19 protein-coding genes are annotated in these 18,823 nt (G+C 68.9%); 3 read left to right on the plus strand and 16 right to left on the minus strand.

Annotated features, from left to right (window positions below):
• Positions 1-4 precede the first annotated feature (4 nt).
• The 11 genes from H483_RS25855 to H483_RS25905 form a co-directional block, all read right to left on the minus strand.
• Positions 5-655 carry an A24 family peptidase gene (locus tag H483_RS25855; RefSeq protein WP_017836189.1) on the minus strand — a complete coding sequence of 217 codons (651 nt, stop codon included), beginning with the start codon at positions 653-655 and terminating at the stop codon, positions 5-7.
• Positions 655-1,551 (minus strand): type II secretion system F family protein, encoded by an 897-nt coding sequence (locus tag H483_RS40020; protein ID WP_017836190.1) that lies wholly within the window; start codon positions 1,549-1,551, stop codon positions 655-657. Before H483_RS40020 ends, H483_RS25855 begins: the two co-directional genes overlap by 1 nt.
• A 31-nt stretch (positions 1,552-1,582) precedes the next feature.
• The gene (locus tag H483_RS25865) at positions 1,583-2,530 is read right to left on the minus strand and encodes a type II secretion system F family protein (RefSeq protein WP_017836191.1); all 948 of its coding nucleotides are present in this window, start codon (positions 2,528-2,530) and stop codon (positions 1,583-1,585) included.
• Entirely contained in the window at positions 2,527-4,083 is a 1,557-nt protein-coding gene (locus tag H483_RS25870; protein WP_017836192.1) for a CpaF family protein, read from the minus strand. The genes H483_RS25865 and H483_RS25870 overlap by 4 nt, the downstream gene beginning before the upstream one ends.
• Positions 4,080-5,417 (minus strand): AAA family ATPase, encoded by a 1,338-nt coding sequence (locus tag H483_RS25875; RefSeq protein ID WP_017836193.1) that lies wholly within the window; start codon positions 5,415-5,417, stop codon positions 4,080-4,082. The genes H483_RS25870 and H483_RS25875 overlap by 4 nt, the downstream gene beginning before the upstream one ends.
• Complete coding sequence (cpaB, locus tag H483_RS25880) at positions 5,414-6,127, minus strand: Flp pilus assembly protein CpaB (protein WP_202959099.1); 714 nt, start codon at positions 6,125-6,127, stop codon at positions 5,414-5,416. The genes H483_RS25875 and cpaB overlap by 4 nt, the downstream gene beginning before the upstream one ends.
• Positions 6,128-6,157: 30 nt before the next feature.
• Positions 6,158-7,099, minus strand: a complete 942-nt coding sequence (locus H483_RS25885) for a pilus assembly protein TadG-related protein (RefSeq protein WP_017836195.1) — start codon at positions 7,097-7,099, stop codon at positions 6,158-6,160.
• Positions 7,087-7,479 carry a TadE/TadG family type IV pilus assembly protein gene (locus H483_RS25890; RefSeq protein ID WP_017836196.1) on the minus strand — a complete coding sequence of 131 codons (393 nt, stop codon included), beginning with the start codon at positions 7,477-7,479 and terminating at the stop codon, positions 7,087-7,089. The genes H483_RS25885 and H483_RS25890 overlap by 13 nt, the downstream gene beginning before the upstream one ends.
• A 103-nt stretch (positions 7,480-7,582) precedes the next feature.
• The gene (locus H483_RS25895; RefSeq protein ID WP_017836197.1) at positions 7,583-7,795 is read right to left on the minus strand and encodes a Flp family type IVb pilin; all 213 of its coding nucleotides are present in this window, start codon (positions 7,793-7,795) and stop codon (positions 7,583-7,585) included.
• A gap of 499 nt (positions 7,796-8,294) precedes the next feature.
• Positions 8,295-8,876, minus strand: coding sequence for a TetR/AcrR family transcriptional regulator (locus H483_RS25900; protein ID WP_238556241.1), 582 nt, complete (start codon positions 8,874-8,876; stop codon positions 8,295-8,297).
• Positions 8,877-9,057: 181 nt separating this feature from the next.
• Positions 9,058-10,299, minus strand: coding sequence for an acyl-CoA desaturase (locus tag H483_RS25905; RefSeq protein WP_017836199.1), 1,242 nt, complete (start codon positions 10,297-10,299; stop codon positions 9,058-9,060).
• Positions 10,300-10,672: 373 nt separating this feature from the next.
• Here H483_RS25905 and H483_RS40375 point away from each other — a divergent pair, with 373 nt between their 5' ends.
• The gene (locus H483_RS40375) at positions 10,673-10,804 is read left to right on the plus strand and encodes a hypothetical protein (protein WP_017836200.1); all 132 of its coding nucleotides are present in this window, start codon (positions 10,673-10,675) and stop codon (positions 10,802-10,804) included.
• Positions 10,805-10,918: 114 nt separating this feature from the next.
• On the opposite strand, the gene H483_RS25910 is transcribed toward H483_RS40375, so the two are convergent.
• The gene (locus H483_RS25910) at positions 10,919-11,779 is read right to left on the minus strand and encodes a mycofactocin-coupled SDR family oxidoreductase (RefSeq protein WP_017836201.1); all 861 of its coding nucleotides are present in this window, start codon (positions 11,777-11,779) and stop codon (positions 10,919-10,921) included.
• A 100-nt stretch (positions 11,780-11,879) separates the two neighbouring features.
• On the opposite strand from H483_RS25910, the gene H483_RS25915 reads away from it, so the two are divergent.
• A complete protein-coding gene (locus H483_RS25915) occupies positions 11,880-13,142 on the plus strand; it encodes an NYN domain-containing protein (RefSeq protein WP_031264669.1) in 1,263 nt (420 codons plus the stop codon).
• 33 nt (positions 13,143-13,175) lie between these two features.
• Here H483_RS25915 and H483_RS25920 read toward each other — a convergent pair whose 3' ends face one another.
• From H483_RS25920 to H483_RS25935, 4 genes are all read right to left on the minus strand, one after another.
• Entirely contained in the window at positions 13,176-14,756 is a 1,581-nt protein-coding gene (locus tag H483_RS25920; RefSeq protein WP_017836203.1) for an HNH endonuclease signature motif containing protein, read from the minus strand.
• Between the two features lie 288 nt (positions 14,757-15,044).
• Positions 15,045-15,560 (minus strand): SRPBCC domain-containing protein, encoded by a 516-nt coding sequence (locus H483_RS25925; protein ID WP_017836204.1) that lies wholly within the window; start codon positions 15,558-15,560, stop codon positions 15,045-15,047.
• Between the two features lie 135 nt (positions 15,561-15,695).
• A complete protein-coding gene (locus tag H483_RS25930; RefSeq protein WP_017836205.1) occupies positions 15,696-16,652 on the minus strand; it encodes a PspA/IM30 family protein in 957 nt (318 codons plus the stop codon).
• A 61-nt stretch (positions 16,653-16,713) separates the two neighbouring features.
• Positions 16,714-18,165, minus strand: coding sequence for a hypothetical protein (locus H483_RS25935; RefSeq protein ID WP_017836206.1), 1,452 nt, complete (start codon positions 18,163-18,165; stop codon positions 16,714-16,716).
• 431 nt (positions 18,166-18,596) lie between these two features.
• On the opposite strand from H483_RS25935, the gene H483_RS0119245 reads away from it, so the two are divergent.
• The coding region (locus H483_RS0119245) for a hypothetical protein (protein WP_031264670.1) at positions 18,597-18,823 on the plus strand (227 nt) is incomplete at its 3' end.

Genomic DNA, 18,823 nt, shown 5'->3' on the forward strand with positions numbered 1-18,823 from the left:
GGGCCTAACCTGCCACCGAGAGCCACGCGGCCACCGCCGCACCGGCGATCATCGCGGGCCCGAACGCGATGCCGGTGTGGCGGTTCGCTCTACGGCTGGCGAGCAACACCAGTGCCACGACCGCGTTGATCGCGAACGCCGCCAGCGTCCCGACCAGCACGTAGTACCAACCCAACCAGCCCAGGAAGAGACCCAGGACGCCGGCGAGCTTAACGTCGCCCAACCCGAGTCCCGAGGGGTTGATGAACGCCAGGGTGAAGTAGAGGGCGAGCAGTGCCAGTGCCGCCGCGGCGGCGCGCCCCAGGGCGCCCCAGTCCCCGGTCACCGCGGACGCCACGCCCAACGTCGCCAGGAGGACCGGGTACATGGGGACGACGACGACGTCGGGCAACCGGTGCACGGCCAGGTCGATCGCCACGAGCACCCCACAGGCCACCGCGAGCGCCGCGAACGCGACCAGCTCGGGAACGGTGCCGGCCAGCCCGGCGGCTCCCGCCCCACCGGCGGCGGCCAGGCCCACGTGGAGACCGGAGCGCAGCCAGCGGGAGTCGGAGTCTGCGATGGATCGGATCCACCCGGTCAGCGCCGCGGCGAGTGCCCCGCACACCACCGCGGTGAGGATCGCGGTCATGGTCGCGGCGGTGCTCGGGAGCACTAGGAGAATGCCTCCATCATGTTCATCGCGGTGGGGCCCAGGAGCACGATGAACAGTACCGGCAGGATGCAGAGGATCAGCGGGAAGATCACCTTGACGGGGATCTGCATGGCCTTCTCCTCCGCTCGCTGGCGGCGCTTCATCCGCATCTCCGCGGCCTGGGTCCGCAGGACGTCGGCGATCGAGATGCCGTAGGCGTCGGCCTGGATGATGGCGCGGACGAAGCGTCGCAGGTCGGCGACGTCGCTGCGGGTGGCGAGTGACTCGTAGGCCTGCCTGCGGGTCTGGCCGACCTGGATCTCCTGCAGAGTCCGGACCAGTTCCTCGGCGAGGGGGCCCGTCCCGTTCTTGCCGGCCCGGGACATGGCGGAGTCGAAACCCAGCCCGGCTTCCACGGCGATCGTCATCTGGTCGAGGGTATCGGCCAACTCGAGTTGGATGGCCTGGCTCCGTTCCTGACCCCGGCTGTGGAGGAGCAGTTCGGGGAGGAAGTAGCAGACCACGGTGGTCGCGAGGCCGAGCAGCACCGGCAGAGCCCCTCCCGCGCTGCGGATGAACAGCACGCTCAGGGCGCCGACCCCGAGACCCAAAGCGAGCTTCACCACGAGCAGCCGGTCCAGCGACCACCCGGGTGGGCGGCCGGCGCGGGAGAGCAGTTTCTCCAGCATCCGGATGGACCCGGCCGGGGTGAGGCGTCGAGCGAGCACGATCAGCGGCCCGGGAGTGGACTCCTCGTCTTGCGCCGATCTCCCGTCGGTCGGCGCGGCGTCCAGACCGAGCGTGAGGTTGGCGACGGTGCGAGCGCGATCTCCCCCGAGCCCGGTGACGACGGTCCAGACCACCAGCGCCACGGCCAGGCTGATGGCGAGGACGGCGAACAGGACCGAGGAGGACACGGCGTGCTCCTTTCTGGTTCCGGGGGCGGGACTAGAACGTGATGTTGACGGTCTTGCGCAGCCACAGTCCGCCGGCGACCAGCAGGATCAGGGCGACGCCGATCAGCGCGTAACCGAGCAGGCTCTGGGTGAACGGGATCATGTACGCGGGGTTGGTCATGAAGAGGAACCCCGCGATCCCGATTGGCAGGGCCATGAGGATGTAGGCCGAGAGTTTTCCCTCCGCCGACAGAGCCTGGACCTGCCGACGGATCTGGTTGCGTTCGCGAATGGTGTGGCCCACGCCGTCGAGCACCTCGGCGAGGTTGCCGCCGACCTCGCGGTTGATGGCGATGGCCTGAGTCACCCAGACGAAGTCCTGGCTGCCCATCCGCTGGGCGGTCTCCTCGAGCGCCGGGGCGAGCTCGCGACCCACCCGCGTCTCGTTGATGATCCGGGCGAACTCCTCGGAGGTCGGTGCCTCGGCCTCGCGGGACACCGAGGCGAGGGCCTGGAGGAGGCTGTGCCCGGCCCGGAGGCTGCTGGCCATCAGCTGGAGGGAGTCATCCAACTGGTCGGCAAAAGCTGCGCGGCGACGACCGGCCTTGACCGACAACCCCACCCTGGCGACCACAGGGGTCAGGATGCCCAGCACGATCCCGAGGAGCGGCCCCGAGGCGACAACACCCAACGCGGTGGCGGCGAGCGCGGCCACGATCACCAGAAAGACGAAATCCTGCAGGCGCATCTTCACCCCGGCCTCGGCCAGCGCACCGGCACCCGGCGTCCCCCGGCGGCGGAGCATCGTGTCGATCGCCGTCGTCAGCGCGGCCGAGGCCCGCGTCACGGGACCCGGAAGGTCGGCGTCCGTTGGGCGGCGCCGATCTCGTGGGAGACGCGTGCGGGTGAGAGTCCGCACCAGGACATATCCCGCGACCAGAAGGGCGATCGAGAGGGCCCCCACCCCGACGGTCACCTGGGAGAGGCCGCCCGAGGTCACCGCGTACCCCCTGACGGTCCGGCCGTGGTGGCGGAGCCGAACACCCGCGGCGAGAGGGTGATGCCCAGCTCGTTGAACCGGTCGGTGAACCGCGGCCGCACACCAGTGGGAATCGGCTTGCCGAGGAACTTCCCGTTCGCGTCGAGTCCCGCGGAGTAGTCGAAGAGGAAGGCGTCCTGCAGGGTGACCGTCTGGCCCTCCATCCCCTGGACCTCGGTGACCGCGGTGACGCGTCGGGTGCCATCTCGCAGGCGGGTGAGCTGGATGATCACGTCCACCGCCGAGGCGATCTGCTCGCGGATGGCGCGCAGCGGGAGGTCCATCCCGGCCATGAGCACGAGGGTCTCCAGACGGGCGATCGCGTCACGGGGAGAGTTGGCGTGCACGGTCGACAGTGACCCGTCGTGGCCGGTGTTCATGGACTGCAGCATGTCCAGGGTCTCACCGCCACGGACCTCGCCCACCACGATGCGGTCGGGCCGCATACGCAGGGAGTTGCGCACGAGGTCGCGGATACTGATCTCGCCCTTGCCCTCGATGTTGGCGGGCCGCGCCTCCAGCCTCACCACGTGGTCCTGCTGCATCTGCAGCTCCACCGCGTCCTCGATGGTGACGATGCGCTCGCCCTCCGGGATGAAGGAGGAAAGGACGTTGAGCAGCGTGGTCTTACCACTGCCCGTGCCTCCGGAGACGATGATGTTCAGCCGCGCCTGCACGCACGCCTGCAGGAGTTCCGCCATCTCGGGGGTGAGCGTCCCGAAGCGGATCAGGTCGGGGACCTTGAAGGGGTCCCGGGAGAACTTGCGGATGGTCAAGGATGAGCCGTTCACCGCCAGGGGCGGGACGACGGCGTTGACACGGGAGCCGTCGGCGAGCCTGGCGTCGACTAGTGGTGAGGACTCGTCGATGCGTCGACCGATCCGGGAGACGATACGCTCGATCACCCGGCGGAGGTCCTCCTCGGAGGTGAACCTCGCGGGACTCCGGGAGAGCTTTCCCCCCTGCTCGATGTAGATCATGTCCGGACCGTTGACCATGATCTCGGTGACGGTGGGGTCGGCGAGTAGTCGCTCGAGTGGGCCGTGGCCCAGGACGTCGTCCTGGATGTCGGCGATGAGCCGCTTGCGCTGCTCGCTGGTCAGCGGGACGGTCTCCTCCTCGACCACCTGGTTCAGCTCGCTGCGCACCAGGGCGTGGAGTTGTTCTTCGGTGAGCGAGGGATTGTTGAGCCGGGCACCCATCCGCTCGAACAGTGCCGCCGAGGCGCGTTCCTTGAGTTTGGACAACGCGTCGCCGCCCGCGGAGGGCGCCGACGCGTCATCGGTCGGCGGGGCGACGGCGGGACCAGGGACAGCCGTAGTCGTGGCGACGTCGGCCCCGGTCGCGTGCGGGGCAGCCTTGCGGGCGGTGAGGGTGCGGCGCTCGGGGCCCGGCCCGGGCTCCGGCGTCGTGGTCTGGGGAGCGGCGGCCGGCGGCACCGGAACGACGGCAGACAACGCGGTGGTACCTGCATCGGGGGACTTGGCGGCCCTGAGCCGCTCGGACAGGCTCATCGCTTCTCTCCTCGGTTCCCACCCGGGGTATCACCCTTGTTCTCGCCTTTGTGTAGCCGGTGCCGGCCCTCGGATCGGGTGGCCGGGGAACTCGGTGTCCCTGCGGACGCAGGCGTGGGCCTGAGGCGGCCCAGGAACTTCCCGACAGCTGACGCCGACCTGGGGGCGCGAGTGGAGGACGGCGTGAACCGACCCACCAGTTGTCGCAGGTGGGTGGTCACGGGGTCGCGCCTGTCGCTCTGCAACAGCGGGATGCCCTGGTTGACCGACGCGACGACACCCTTGGACCGGGGGATCATCATGTCCACGGGGGCGCCGATGGTCGCCTCGACATCTGTCTTGGTGAGCCCGTTCTGGGTGTCGGCGAAGTTGAGGACCACGTGGCGTCCGGAGAAGACCATCCCGAGCTCGCGGAGGATGTCGATCTCTTTCCGGAGTCCGCGTACCCCCGGCACGTCCATGCTCGTCACGAGGACCAGGTCGTGGGTGTTGTCGAGGACCGTGAGGGTGGGTTCGGTGAGGCCCGGTGCGGTGTCGACCACCACGTAGCGGAACTCCGAGGCCAGCGTCTGCAGGAGCCGGCTGATGTCTTCCATCCCGACCGAGTCCGCCTCGGCGGGTGAACTCGGCCCGCACACCACGTAAAGGCCGGTCTCGTGTTGTGTGAGGAAGGTCTTGAGGACCATCGTGTCCTGCGCGGCGGGCCCGTGCACCACGTCCACCAGCGTGTATTCCGGCGCGAGGTTGAGGGCGCTGCCCACGTCGCCGAACTGGACATCGAGGTCGACCAGGACAGTGGAATGCGGGTCGGAGCGCGCCAGCCCGACGGCCAGGTTGGTGGCGACGGTGGTCTTCCCCACGCCGCCTTTCGGGGAGGCCACACTGATGACCCGGCCGGGCGGGGTCTCCGAGCCGTTGACAGCGCCACCGGTCCCGGAACCGGACCCGGTTTGGCGGCTTGCTGCGGTCCGGCGGGCCCGTTCCAGGACCCATCCGAGTTCGCCCGGGTCGGCGTCGGGGTGCACGATGTCGCACACCCCGGCTCGCATGGCCGCGAAACCGATCTCCTCCGGTCGGTCGCTGACCAGCACCACGGAGATCCCTGTCTCGTCGGTGCAGAGTCCGGCGGCCAGGTCGAGAGCGGCCGCCTGGTCCTGGGGGCCCGCGTCGAGGACCACCACCGCCAACGGCTGCGCGCCGCCCGCCATCGCGAGCACCCGAGCGGGGTCGGAAGGAAGCGGACCCATGGGCAGTTCCACGAGATGATCCCCCACCACGGCCCGGATCCGGTCGCGGAGGTCAGCGGACTCGGTCAGCACTACGATGCGGCTCATTCGTACACGTTCCCTGGAGTCACGATGCGGGTTCCGTCCTGGGGCACTTCGGGTCCTTCCACAGAGAGCCAGATGGTCCCGTGTTCGGCGCCGAACACGATGGTCTCCGCGTCGCGGGCGTTGACCGCGAGGGTGACGATCATCCCGCCATCGGGCATTGCTGTGGCTGCCGGGTCCTCGGTGGTCTCGGAGTCCGAAGGCGGGGCTATTCCACCCTGGACTTTCAACACGAGGATCTTGTGAAGCACCAGATGGGTCTGCGACAGAGGCGGGCCAAGCGACACGAACACCCCGACGGTGGTCCCCGGGGTCAGGGTCCCGCCCAGAACCCTCGGCGCGGCGAGGGGGATCGACACCTGGTGGAGGTCCGGCGGGGCCGGGATTTCGCCGGGTCTCAGGATCGAGGCCGGGTCGGCGAACCGGCCGGCGAGTATCTGCTCGCCCGGTTGAAGGGTGGTCACGGCCACCAGTCCGTTCAGCTCCGCGAGTCCGGTGACGGCTCCGGGGCCCACCGCCGCCGCGGGGATGTTCTCGGCGGTGACGAGCTCTCCTAGGGCCTCGGCCGGGGTGCCCTCGGCGATTGGCCCGGTGGCCACCAGCACGGTGACGGGCTCCATGTCGGCCATCGCACGTTGATCGGCGTTGTTGACGTAGCTGATCAGCACCACGGCGCCGAGCACCGCGAGGAGGACGGCGGCGACGATGGCCACGGCACGACGGTTCACAGGGGACTCACTTACCTATCGGGGGAGCAGGGCCACCACGGAGGCGCCCATGTCGGGGGCGGTCGGCCCGTAGTCGAAGTCGTCGGACAGGTCCACGAAGCGGGTGAAGTACCCCTCGATGCAGCGCTCGTTCCCTCTGCAGCTGCTGTTCCACTCCCGACCGGAGAAGCGATAACCGGTGATCCGGAAGGCGGCGTAACCGTACACGCGGTACCAGGCGTTGCTGCCGGAGTCCCCGGACTCGTCGAACACCGGAAGAAGCACGGTCGCGTTCCGCAGTGCGATGAGGTCGGCGTCCGAGCAGGAATTGGGGACCGAGTTGCCGGGGTCGCTCCAAAGGACCTCGTTGATCCGGTTGGCGACGCTGCACCTTCCGGAGTTCGCCGCGAGCCATCCGAATCCGCCCGGCACGTGATTGCCGGAGGGGCCCGTGCAGCCGTTGGCGCCGGCGGTCTTGGAGGCGTAGATGGTACGTCTGACGGTTCCCGACGGCATTCCGCCGCCGGTCTGCGCCCGGAAGTCGCACAGCGAGAAGGTGAGGGGAAGTACCGCTCTGCCGCCGGTGGGAGCGCCCCAGCCTGTCGTTGCGGTCGCCGCGATCGCCGTCTCGTTGATACCGAGAACGGGGGCGAACCAGTGCTCGCGGATTCCCGAGCCCGTCACGGACACCCGACCGGAGGACGGTGTGGGTACCGGTACCACGCCGGCGGTCGCCTCTGCGTCGATGGTGTTGGCGGTGAGGAATTGCTGCGCCGTGTCGCGCGGGGTGCGGCAGTTGCCGCGTGCGCAGTCCTGGGCGATCGCCAGGGCTGCGGCGTCGGCGCCCGTCTGGAGCTGCTGACGCTCGGAGTGGACGGAGGCGATGTCGATGGAGATGGCGGCGAAGCCGATCAAGGGGATCATCAGGAGCGCGACCATCACGCTGACCGCCCCGCGGTCATCCTTCAGCCGTTGCATCGCATGGTCCCCCTGCCGGTCAGGGTGAAGTCGTCGATCGGGAGGAACCCGGAAAGAAGTTCGAGCGGGTAGGTGATGGTGACCGTGGCCGTACCGGGCGGCGTGGTTGCGGTGCCCGCACAGCTGGTGGGGGTGACGCTGATCGTCGCCCGGGTGAGGTCCAGCGTGTTGGCGGAGTTCCTAGTAGCGGTCCGCGCCGCAGTGACGCTGTTCTCAAGCGCCATCACCCGCACCCCGTCGCGCGCGGCGTTGGAGAGCGTGGTCTGGATGTTGTAGGCGCGGCCGAACTCGATGATTCCGAGGACGAGAGCGAGGAGGACCGGCACGACCAGAGCGAACTCCAGGGCCGCGGCTCCGCGGTCGGGGAGCGATCTGGTCATGACGGTCCTCGTGAGGGGTGAGGGGTGAGGGTGAGGGGGGAGTTGAGACGGCTCCGGCGCAGCGCCCGGGGAGGGCGCCGCGCCGGAACCGAACTCGTGGTTCTTAGCCGTTGCCGCCGGGGAGCGCCGTGACGACCTGCTCGAACAGCCCGTTGAGATCCTCGCCTAAGAAGCCCACAGCGGCGATGATTACAACCGCGATCAGCCCGACCATCAGGCCGTACTCAACGGCCGTAGCGCCGCGGTCCTTGCGGTCCTGGAAGCGGTCGCCGGCGAGGGCGTAGAGGGTGAAGAAGTATGCAGCAACCTGGCTCATGATGAACCGTCCTTTGGTGCGGGGGTCGGTCGACCCGAGGGGAGGGGGCGTCCGATTCGGTGTGAATCAGTGACGAGAATCACTATGGCACATCAACAGAGTTTGTCAAAACAAACTGATTAATTCGTTGCCTCAGCTCGCCTCGCCGCCTCGCCCGGGCACGGTCCGAAACCGCCGCGGACCGGCGATCGGCCCCGCTCGATTCAAGACGCACAGCCGATCTGTTCAACTAAACAGCGGAAACATGGACCAGCACAGCGATTCTCGTCGCAGGTGCACACGGTCGGTCGGAGGGGTGAGAGAGGCGCAAATCCCGCAGTCTCGACAGTTGACTGACATGTCATGGCGCTTCTGGGCGGGAACTCTAGACTGTGAGAACCTTAAGTAGCAAGCAAGGTGAACCTAAGTCAGGGTGCGAGGCAGTGCGGGCTGAGGGCAGAGGGGAGCCGCGTTTGGGCGTGCGTGTGGTGGTGGCGGAGTGTGCCGCAAGCGGCAGGGGTCAGCGCAGCAGGCCGAAGAGGCGTCCGCCGCGGTGCTCGTGGCGCGAGAGCGCGGACCCGAGGAGGTCGGCGTCGTGCTCGCGGTCGATCTCGGCGTCGGCGAGACGGCCGACCGTACGCTCCCAGAGCAGTCCCTCGTACACCGCGAGGAGGTCCAGGGATGCGGCGGCGGGGTCTCGCAGTCCGGCCGCGTCGAGGGCCCCGGTGAGGTCGCTCGGGTCGAGCAGGGCGGCCACGAGATCGGTGGTGTCGTCCTTGCCGGTGAGCTCCATGATGAGTGCGGAGCGGGCTGCCAGTTCGCCGCGGTAGTCGGCGAGGAGTCCCTCGATCATCCGCGTGAGCGTCGACAGGACGTCGTCCGCGTCGGAGGAGGCGAGCTCCTGGATCCCGGAGACCTCGACGAATCCACGCAGGAGCGAGGTGAGGCGGTCGACGGTGAGGGAGAGGAGCTGCGCACGGGTGCGGCAGTAGTAGGAGGTGGAACCCGAGGGCAGTCCGGCCTCGGAGTCGACGGCGCGGTGGGTCAGCGCGCGGACGCCGTCCCTGGCCACCACCTCGATCGCCGAATCGGCGATCAGCATGCGCCGGTCCTCCATAGTGGCTCCCGTCGTCGTGATTCACAGTCCCTCGGCTCGACCGCTGTAGCGCGGGTGGTCCGACTAGAGGGTCAGCCTATCGCCGGGATCCCGATCCTGGATCGAAATAACGGCACGCCCCGCCACCGGTTTGGGTGACGGGGCGTCTGAGGAGTAGTCGGGCAGGTCAGGCCGCGGAGGCGAGCTTCCGGGCGCGACGCCTGGACGCGTACTTGAGCGCGGTCTGCAGGCCGGCCCGCTGGCCCTCCTCCTGTGCGGGAAGGGGTTTGGGCAGGTCGGCGAACATGCGCTCGGAGTGCGTTTCCGGGGCGTCGTCGGCCGTGCGGCGCAGCATGTGGTCGGGCAGCGACATCTTGGCGATGGTCCGCCACGCCTTGAAGTACTGCACCGGCAGCGGGCCCGCCACGTACGGCAGGTCGTACTTGCGGCACACCTCGCGGACGCGGACCGACGCCTCGGCCAGTCGATTGGAGGACATGTCGGGGTAGATGTGGTGCTCGATTTGATACGACAGGTTGCCCGAGAGGAAGTCGATCACCGGCCCGCCGGTGAGGTTGGCGGAACCCAGCATCTGCCGCAGGTACCACTCCGCCCGCGTCTCGTTCTCCACGTCCTTCTTGGTGAACTTCTCGGCGCCGTCGGGGAAGTGCCCGCAGAAGATCACCGCGTTGGTCCACACGTTGCGGATGCCGTTGGCGGCGAGGTTGGCCGTCAACGTGGACTTCCACCCCTTGCGCGAGAGTGCCGGGTAGAACACGTAGTCCTTCGCGAGCTGGCGTCCTGCCTTCCGCGCGAACACGCGGAGCTTGTTCATCGTCTCGGGGCGGTCGTCACGCCCCTTGGCGACCCTGCCCAGCTCGAGGTGCTGGATACCGACACCCCACTGGAACAGCAGTGCCAGGGCCGCGTTGTAGACGAGGTTCCCGTAGAAGTACGGGTGCCAGCGCTGGTCGCGCGTCACGCGGAGCACACCGTATCCGACGTCGTCGTCCAGGCCGACGATGTTGGTGTACTTGTGGTGGATGTAGTTGTGGGTCTGCTTCCAGTGCTCGGACGTGCCCACGATGTCCCACTCCCACGTGGTGGAGTGCACCTCGGGGTCGTTCATCCAGTCCCACTGCCCGTGCATGATGTTGTGCCCGAGCTCCATGTTCTCGATGATCTTCGACAGCCCGAGCGCGCCGGCGCCAATGGCCCATGCGGTGCGATTACGCGAGCCGACCATCAGCAACGCGCGAGATCCCACCTCGAGGGCGCGCTGGAAGCGGATGGTGTTGCGGATGTAGGTCGCGTCCCGCTCGCCGAGGGAGCCGATGATGTCCTGGCGGATCTGCTCGAGTTCCTCGCCGAGGGCCTCGATATCCGCCTTGGTGAGGTGTGCGAATTCCGGGATGTCCGTGATAGCCATGAACCTACGGTACCGTAGGTTACGGTCGCGTAGGTAGGGTTACGTCGGGTGAATCACACCGATCCTCGGGCCTCGCTCTGCCGCGGGGCCGCGGCGAGACGGCGGCCGAGCGTTAACAGAACGGTGGCAAGGGCGCTTGATCGGGGCCACGGGGTCGCCGTTGCGGACAAAGGTACGACGCTCTGGCCAGCGGTGGAGCGCAACGATGCGACATCATTTGTCACGGTTGTGTAACGTCGGACGCGTTCGCGACGACATACGGGTTGTCACGCGCCGCGGCCGGTTCGAGGTTGTCCCTTGAGCCCGGCTGGCGGCACACGAGACCGCCAGCTACGCCAGTACGCTCGAAGTACGACATACAAGGGGACACATCATGAGCAGCGCCAACGACATCTTCCTGCAGGCCATCCAGCCCATCGTCGACATCTTCTGGACCCTGGTGTGGACCGCCACCGGATCGACCGTCAGCGTCCCCCGCCCGGTGTCGCCCACCCCGTCCGCCTGATCGGACGCCGCCGGGTACTCATCCCGGCCCAGCGCCTCGGCGCACCGCACCGGCCCGCCTCTCATCCGGGAGGCGGGCCGCCGTGCGTTCCGGGGCGTAGCGCGTTCCGGTACGTCAGAGCCCGAATTTCTCGCTGCCGCCGAGGTCGATGGGAATGGAGGCGCCGGTGATGCCCGCTCCCGCGGCGCTGCAGAGGTAGACGGCCATCGACGAGATCGCGGACGCCTCCACCCATGGTTCGGGCAACTGGTTCATCCCGCTGAAGGTCTCGGCGGCGTCCTCGAGCGTGGTGCCCTCGCCCCCGGTCATCATCGCGATCATCGACGGGTTCTCGATCATGGGGGTGCGGACGTTGCCGGGGTGGAGGGAGTTGCATCGCACGCCCGAGAAGCCGAGTTCGCCCGCCAGTGACTTGGCCAGCCCCCGGACCGCCCATTTGGACGTCGTGTAGCTGGAGGTGAACGGCGCGCCGCGGAGGCCGACCATGGAACTGATGATCACGACGCACCCGCCCCGGCCGGTGGCCAGGATGTGGGGGATCGCGGCCGTCGTGGTGACCCAGGTGCCCTTGAGGTTGATGTCCAGAGTGGTGTCCCACTCTTCCTCGGAGCGTTCCCAGGAGGCGGCGGGCTCGGGGGAGACGCCGGCGTTGGCCACCACGAAGTCGAGTCCGCCCAGCTCGTCCACCCCTGCCCCGACGGCATCGCGCATCCCTTGGAGGTCGCGGACGTCGACCTCGGCGGTCACGCACCTCCGACCCAGCGCCCGCACCGACTCCGCGGTCCCCCGCAGGTCCTCCGGACCTGCCATCGGATAGGGGACCGTCTCGATATCACGGCACAGGTCCACGGCTATCACGTCGCATCCGGCGGCTGCGAACGCCTCGCAGTGGGCCCGTCCCTGCCCGCGGGCGGCGCCGGTGACCAGCACGACCTTTCCGGTCAACTCGGGCGGTGTGGCGGTGGGGCTCGACATGGTGGGAGTCCTCCTGTGATCGGTGGCGGCCCCTGCGGGGTCTTCCGCCCTGCGGCATGCTGGAAGTCCGACGTTTACATAGTGATAGGTAGTGATCATCATGCTCGAACGGACTCTGGTCCTCGTGGATACCTCGTATCTATTGGCAAGCTTCTACAACTCGTGGGAGGAGGGTGCCCGTGGCCAGTTGGAGATATCCCTGGCCACGGTCGTCCACCGTTTAGATCAGGTGGCCCACGGTCTCGTGGACCAGCCGGTGCAACGGCAGAACTGGTACGACGGGATTCCGGATTCCGGCCCGCACCGGTACCAGCGCACGCTCCGAGTTATCGAGGGCGTGCAGCTGCGCGCGGGCCAACTGATCGAGTGGGGCGAGCGGCGCACCCAGAAAGCCGTCGACACACTTCTGGTCGCGGACATGATCCAGGCCGCCTACAAGGGCCAGTGTTCGGACATGGTGCTGGTCACCGGTGATGCCGACATGATCCCCGGCGTTCGGGTCGCCGTTGACGCCGGAGTCCGGATGCATCTGGTGGGCTTCGGGTGGGATTCCATCTCCTCCGCGTTGCGACACGCCTGCGACACCACGCTGGTGCTGGATCCGCGCACGGATTTCCACGACGCCATGCAGATCAGGGTTCTGGAGGGGCCGATCCCTCCGAAGGTCCGGCCCTCGTCCGAGCGTCCCACCACGCCGGGTGATGACGGCAGCGAGCCGGAGGGCGAGGAATCGGTGGGGATGGTCGAGGTGGATCTGCGACCCGACCGCGCGTCCGCCACCTCGGTGGCCGATGAGACACGCCTGACGATCGCCGACGAGGAACGGGCTGCCGATGCCGAGGAGCAGGCGGCCGACGCACAGGACTGCGCGGCGATCGCCGAGCGCGGGGCGAGGGCGGGCGCCGGGTCGAAGCCGGAGGACACGGCACCCGGAACCGAGGCCGGGGAAGACCAGTCCCCACCGTCGTCCCCGGACCGGTCCCAGGCGGAGGCCTCGACGCCGGACCCCCAGTCCAACGGGTCCTCGCGTCCGAGCCCGTCGATGATGGCGCCCCACCGCCGCCCGCTGCGCTCGAAGTTCGTTCCCCTGTCGGAGGAGGTGTGGACCTCGTCCGGAGAGCAGACACCGTTCGACGTGGGTCAGCAGTACGCGACCTGGTGGTACGAACAGGCCGCCACCGAGGAGCAGCGCGACCAGGCCCACCTGCTCTCCGGGGGAGTGCTCCCGCCCGCGGTGGACCGCCCGCTGCTGCAGTTCGCGTGTCAGATGCTCAACGAGTTCACCTTGACCGAGGCGCAGCGGGTTCGGCTGCGCGATGGATTCCACGAGGGGATCCGCGCGGTTCTGCTCAAGCACCGCTGACCCGGGCCGGCCGCGGGCGTTCACGCCGTGGCGTCAGAAGGGCGGGGGGTCGTGGTCGTCACCCACCAGCCCGCCGCTTCGCGCTGCGGCGGTGTTCTCGAGGCGCTGGGCAGCTATGCGGCACGCGCGCCTGTACCAGTGCGTGCTGAGAGGCCGGGGCCGGAGCCATGGTCGCTCCGCGGAACCGGGCCCCGGAAGCGGCTCGGACCCGTTGCGGGTCAGGTCCCGCCATTTCGCCAGGGGGCCGTCGGGGAGAGTGGTGATGGTATGGCCACTCTCCGTGATGATGGTCAGCGTTCCGTCCCGCAGGAGTTGGTAATACCAGGTGTGAAAGGTCTTGAACCTGTGGTGCCGCCGGCAGAGGCACATGAGATTGGCCTCGACGGTCTGTCCGCCACCGCCGGGGTCGGAGTGGTCAAAGGGAACGACATGGTCCACGTCGCAGTCCTCGGCGGGGACCGAACATCCGGGGTGGCGGCAGGTGCCGTCGCGTAACCGGATCCGGCGGGCCAGCTCGGCGCTGATCCGGTAGCGGCGCGCACCGTCAATCGAGTCCGCGGACCCGGCTTCGGGATCGGGAAGGGAGATATGGGCTCCGACGCTGCGGGCGAGCAGAGCGATCAGCGCGTCGATCGACGCGGGCCCGCCTCGCGGGACGTACACCTCCGGCTCATCGCCCGGACCGCGAGGGGCCAGGATGGTGATGATCGGTCTGATCTGCGGCGCAGAAGCCCGCGCGGAGTCACCGGAGCCACCGGCGGGAGCGCACTCGCCGGTGTCGGCGCTGTCGCCGGTGTCATCGCAGTCGCCGGTGCCGAGGATCGCGTCGACGAGGGCGTCCGCCCGGTGTTGCTGGCGTGAGCGGGCGTGCGGATCGTACGCAGGCCCGGTGCCGTTGCGGACGGCGTCGATCCTGGCCTGCTTCTCGCGGTCGAGCCGCTCCCCGGCGGTGTGCTCCAGCGCGTCGTGGACCGCGGTGGCCTCGATCGAGGTGAGGTGCGCACGGAGCTCGGCCATGCCGTCCACCCCGCGACGAACGCTGACCCGACGCTCACGCGCCGCGGCGGCACACCGGGCCAGGACCCCCTCCGGGTCGAAGGCCGCGATGATGCTGTCGGTCTTGGCCAGAATCGCGGAGCGGCCGGGCCGCTCGCCGGATTCGATGGAGCCCAGCAGCCAGTCCACGACCAGCCGGTGCACGGCGTCCAGCACGGAGGGGTCGACCGTCCGCATCTGTCTGACGAGCATTCCCGCCGTGCGCTCGTCCAGGAGGCCGGACCTCATGGCCTCGACGATCCCGGGGAACCCCATGACGAGGTCCCGGGCCAGTGTGAGCATCGCCGACGCACGGTGGTGATGAACGCCGTAGGTGGCGACCAGTTCCGCGCAGGCGACGTCGAAGGGGTCCAGCACGGCGTGGTCGCGCGGACGCGGAGGCCCATCGGGGTCGTAGTAGCCGGCCTCGACATCGCGGGCGAACTGCTCCTCCTCGCACAATGCGAGGAGATCGTGACAGGCCTGCAGGCGGGCTGCGGCAGCGCGGTTCTCGGCGCGGAGAGCATCGAGGGCGGCCAGCCCGGCCGCTGCGATCCCCGAACCGTGTTCTGCCGACATCCGCCTCCCCTTCCCTGCAACCAGATAATCCCGGGAGCCAAGTAATCGCTTGTGTGTTCGATAGGGAAACACTAGCAACGGGGTACGACACGGCGCTCTGACCACGACAGATGCCCATATCGCGGCCGGGGCGGTCAGAGCGGCCGGGGCTACGGGGGCAGCGGCGTCAGCGGCGTCAGCGGTGGCAAGGGAGGTGGGGTCGAGACGGGGGTGGGAGAAGAGACGGGGGTGGGAGAAATGGGATGGAGCGGAGCGAGGTGTGACGCCCAGCGAGGCGGCGCGGGCCGCTCAGCCGCCCACCAGGTCCCGGTAGTACTGCGCGAGGCCGGGGTAGTAGTCGGGTTCGAAGCGCAGGGCGTCCGGATCCCGTCCCGCCTCCGCTTCGACCAGGCGATCCAGGTAGTAGTCCCACCCGGGACCGATGGACGCGGCGGACTCGGGGTCCGCGATGTCCTGCTCCAGGGAGATGACGGCCTCGACGCTGCCCTTGCCGCTGCCCTCGTCGTCGCCCTCGATTCTCACGGTGAGCAACCACCCGCCCGGTCCGGTCCGCACCACCAGGAACCCCGGCGCGTCGCAGGTGACCACCTCGACCCCGTCGACGGGGTCACCCTCCTCGGCGGTCATGGTGAGCTGGACGGTGCCGGACGCCGGGTCGCCCGACCACGGCCCGATCCACCGGGCGGTGCGCGTCGGGTCCGTCACTGCGGCCCACGCTTCCGCACGGGACCGGGGCAGGCGGCGGGAGAACACGACCGCTCCCGACTCGGAGAGACGGCCGGAGGGCGTGGGTGTGGTGGGCATGGCGTCTCCTGGTGATCAGGCCGGCGCCGGGGACGGGCTCACCGCGACGCCGACCGCCAGATTATCGCGCACGGCCGCGTGGGACCAGCAGAGATCGCCCCGGACTCATCGCTGCCGAAGACGAGCGCGAACGGGTCAGTCCCTCGTGTCGCGGGGGAGGGTCGGCCCGCCGGAGAGGTCGGAGGGGCCCGGCTCCGGGGTCCCCGCGTCCTGCGGGGTGGGTCCCGAGGGTTCCGTCTGTTCGCCGGGCGTCGCGGCGTCCGTGGCGCCGGTGGCGCCCGCGGAACCGTCGGCCCCTGCACCCTCGGTCAGCTGACGGTCCGTCGCGCCGGCCGCCCCGGCTCCCTCGACGGCGGTCCCGCCGCTGTTCAGGCCCATGGACGCCCGGATCTGCTCGAGCTTGCTCTTCCCTTCCGACTCGCGGGTGAACGCGGCGGCGTCGAGTTGCGCGGAGGACGGTGCACCCGTGGCCTCCGCGAGTTCCTGCTTGCCCAGCGCCGTGGTGTAGCGGCCCTCGATCTTGGCCCGGATCTCGTCGAATGTCGGTGAGTTGCCACCGCCGACGCCCTCCAGCGAGGACACGGACTCGACGGTGCGGTGCTGCATCTCCGCCTGCGTGGCCTGGAGGAGCAGCTGGTCCTCCTGCGCGAGCGTCTCCCGCAGTCTCTGGTCGGACTCCTTGACCGCCTGCTTGGCCTGCTCGGCGGCCTGGACCGCCTGCCCGTGCAGCTGCTTGGTGTTCTCCAGGTCCTGTTCCAGCGTGACCATCTTCGAGGCGAGCTGCTCGGCCTGCGCGTCGAACTGGCCGGCGCGGGCCGTGTCCCCCTCCGCCCGGGCCGATTCGGCCACCTGGAGGGTCTGACGGATCTGGCCCTGCACCTCGTCGAGCTGCCGGGACTTGGTGCCCATCGCGATCTCGAGCTGTTTGGCGTTGCCGATCACCGAGGCCGCCTGGTCGGTCACCGCCTTGTGTTGCTGGCGGGCGTTGTCCATGGCCTGGCGGACGAGGACCTTGGGGTCCGCGTTGTCGTCGACCTTCTTGTCTAGCGAGGCCTTGAGGTAGTTCCAGCTCTTGGAGAACGGGTTCGGCATGGCGGGGTCCTAACTGTCGGCACCGTGGGCGCGGGCCGGAAGGCCGACCCGTGGCATGTTCCTACCTCTTGACGGTACCGAGCAGCGCGGCCACCGGCAGCGCGGTACGGGGCAGGTAGGGCTGACGCCACAGACCTCCCGAGGCGGCCCCGTGCGACTCGTGCTCCCACTGCACCCCGACGTCCGGCCGGCCGACGTTGAGATCGTGGACCAGCAGTGCCGCGAGCAACGCGGACGAGGTGGCCGGTTCGAAGATCTCGATGCCGAACGCGTGCGCCCCCTTGTAGGTCGCCGCGAGGATCTTGTTCTTGGTGACCGACCGGGTGTCGGTGGCGGGGGCCACGTTGACGGAGACGGTGTGCCCGTCCGCGAACGCGGTGGTGGCGCGCCACCGTTGGACCCGTTTGGCCAGCGTGTAGTTGGGGCCCTGCTGGGGCACCAGGGCGTCGTGCACCGCGGGCCCGCTGCCCTTCTCGTAGTTCCGGTGGAAGACCTTCTGGCCGGTCAGGGCGCCGACGATCCTCTTGATGTCCGTGACCTTGCGTGCCCGCAGTGCCGCGTCCGAGGCCTGCCGGACGTCGGCGGGCACCACGAAGGTGTCCATGGGGGTGGCCAGGTAGGCCAGGGCGTCGGCGGTCCCGTCCTGCAGCAGGTCGACGACGAGGGCGTCGGCCGCGGAGGAGAGCTGGACGTGGGTCCCGCCGTCTGCGTAGAAGTAGCTGCCCACCGTGAGCGGGGCCGGTGCGGCTGCCCGGGCCCACGCGGCGAGTTCCGGCAGTTGGGTGAGCAGGTCGATGCCCGGCCGACCGTTCTCGTCGGTGGGGAAATGGATCCGTCCCGCGAACTCCGAGGCCGCCCCCCGGAACCGGTCCCACACCGGGCTGGAGGGGAGGTCCACGCCCAGGATGTCGGCGCCCCACCGAAGCAACCGGGCGGCGGGCCCCATCTCGGACCCCAGGCCGAGCACGAGCATCGCGCGACCCGGCAGGGAGAGCCATTCAGGGTTGTCCTGCACCACCCTGAGAGCGTCCGCGCAGCTCGGCTCGATCACCCCGGCGTCCACCCATCTGTCCAGCCGGGCTCGGAGCATAGCGCCGGTCAGTTCCTCGCCGCGGTAAGGGATGGACAGCTCCGTGGCGGGGGTTGCCGTGCCCTGAACCGTCTCGGTCCCCGGGGTGGATCGGGGCGCGACGACGGCGAGGTAGTCCTTCATCGGGGTCTCGACGGCCTCGCCGTCGACCTCGTGAACGCCCACCATCCTGGTCTGGAGTGAGTCGAGGGCGGCCCGGGCGACCCCGTCCCAGGCGGCCGCATCGGCGACGCCGACACTGACCAGTTCCGTGAAGGGTTGGATGTACCCCTTACGCCAGTCCTTGATCCGGTGGACCCGCTCGCCCGCTGCCGGGTCCACGGTGGCGAGTGCGTCGGCGACGACCTGTTTGGCCAGCCGTCCGGACGAGCGGTTGCCGGATGAGTCGGCGGGGAACTGAACGCCGCTGCTGTGGGGTGTCATATCGCTCCTGGGTCGGGGACGGATTTACACGAGGTCAACCTCACATTTAGCCACGTCTTGGCCCTCTGGGCCACGTGTTGACGGCGAGTCAGGCAATCGAAGGTGAAAAGTGATCAACGTCACTAAATGAGCGGCGTGCCGGAGATGTATAAGTCGAAACTCACTTATTAAGGTTCACATAAGTCGAGGTAGTGGGGCGCTGTGGTGTCTTTAGCAGCACTCATTGCCCGAATCCCGCCGTGGTCCCGCCCGCGCATGGCTGGGTATTAGCTGTGCCTGAACGAGACTTCTTGTAACAAGTCCAGAAAATTGCTCGATAGGGTGATGACACGATCCGACGGTGAGCGGCCCCTGGGCTGAGCGCCGTACCGGGCGACGAGGGGGAGAACCCGGGTCGCTGGGTCGTCACCAACAACAGGAAGGCAATTCCTATGAAGAACTCCAAGCGGATGATCGCCGTCATCGCGGCCTCCGGACTCGCGCTCGGCACCATGCCGGGTGTCGCCAACGCGCAGAGTGAACTGCTGGACCTCAACCTCGGAACCGGCCTCCTCGGTGGTTCAGTCGACCTGGGTCTCGACCTCTTCGTCGGCTCGACCGGTGCTGAGAGCCCGCTTACCGGTTCGCTCGAGGGCATCTCGGGTTCGCTTGACGCTGA

It is taken from the genome of Dietzia sp. UCD-THP, from assembly GCF_000349585.1.
Classification (GTDB): Bacteria; Actinomycetota; Actinomycetes; order Mycobacteriales; family Mycobacteriaceae; genus Dietzia; species Dietzia natronolimnaea_A.

Bases quoted from the DNA above. Each gene is read 5' to 3' on its own strand.
- H483_RS25870 (WP_017836192.1), bottom strand. From the start codon at position 4,083: ATGAGCCTGTCCGAGCGGCTCAGGGCCGCCAAGTCCCCCGATGCAGGT.
- H483_RS25875 (WP_017836193.1), bottom strand. From the start codon at position 5,417: ATGAGCCGCATCGTAGTGCTGACCGAGTCCGCTGACCTCCGCGACCGG.
- H483_RS25885 (WP_017836195.1), bottom strand. From the start codon at position 7,099: ATGCAACGGCTGAAGGATGACCGCGGGGCGGTCAGCGTGATGGTCGCG.
- H483_RS25890 (WP_017836196.1), bottom strand. From the start codon at position 7,479: ATGACCAGATCGCTCCCCGACCGCGGAGCCGCGGCCCTGGAGTTCGCT.
- H483_RS25895 (WP_017836197.1), bottom strand. From the start codon at position 7,795: ATGAGCCAGGTTGCTGCATACTTCTTCACCCTCTACGCCCTCGCCGGC.
- H483_RS25900 (WP_238556241.1), bottom strand. From the start codon at position 8,876: ATGCTGATCGCCGATTCGGCGATCGAGGTGGTGGCCAGGGACGGCGTC.
- H483_RS25905 (WP_017836199.1), bottom strand. From the start codon at position 10,299: ATGGCTATCACGGACATCCCGGAATTCGCACACCTCACCAAGGCGGAT.
- H483_RS40375 (WP_017836200.1), top strand. From the start codon at position 10,673: ATGAGCAGCGCCAACGACATCTTCCTGCAGGCCATCCAGCCCATCGTC.
- H483_RS25910 (WP_017836201.1), bottom strand. From the start codon at position 11,779: ATGTCGAGCCCCACCGCCACACCGCCCGAGTTGACCGGAAAGGTCGTG.
- H483_RS25915 (WP_031264669.1), top strand. From the start codon at position 11,880: ATGCTCGAACGGACTCTGGTCCTCGTGGATACCTCGTATCTATTGGCA.
- H483_RS25920 (WP_017836203.1), bottom strand. From the start codon at position 14,756: ATGTCGGCAGAACACGGTTCGGGGATCGCAGCGGCCGGGCTGGCCGCC.
- H483_RS25925 (WP_017836204.1), bottom strand. From the start codon at position 15,560: ATGCCCACCACACCCACGCCCTCCGGCCGTCTCTCCGAGTCGGGAGCG.
- H483_RS25930 (WP_017836205.1), bottom strand. From the start codon at position 16,652: ATGCCGAACCCGTTCTCCAAGAGCTGGAACTACCTCAAGGCCTCGCTA.
- H483_RS25935 (WP_017836206.1), bottom strand. From the start codon at position 18,165: ATGACACCCCACAGCAGCGGCGTTCAGTTCCCCGCCGACTCATCCGGC.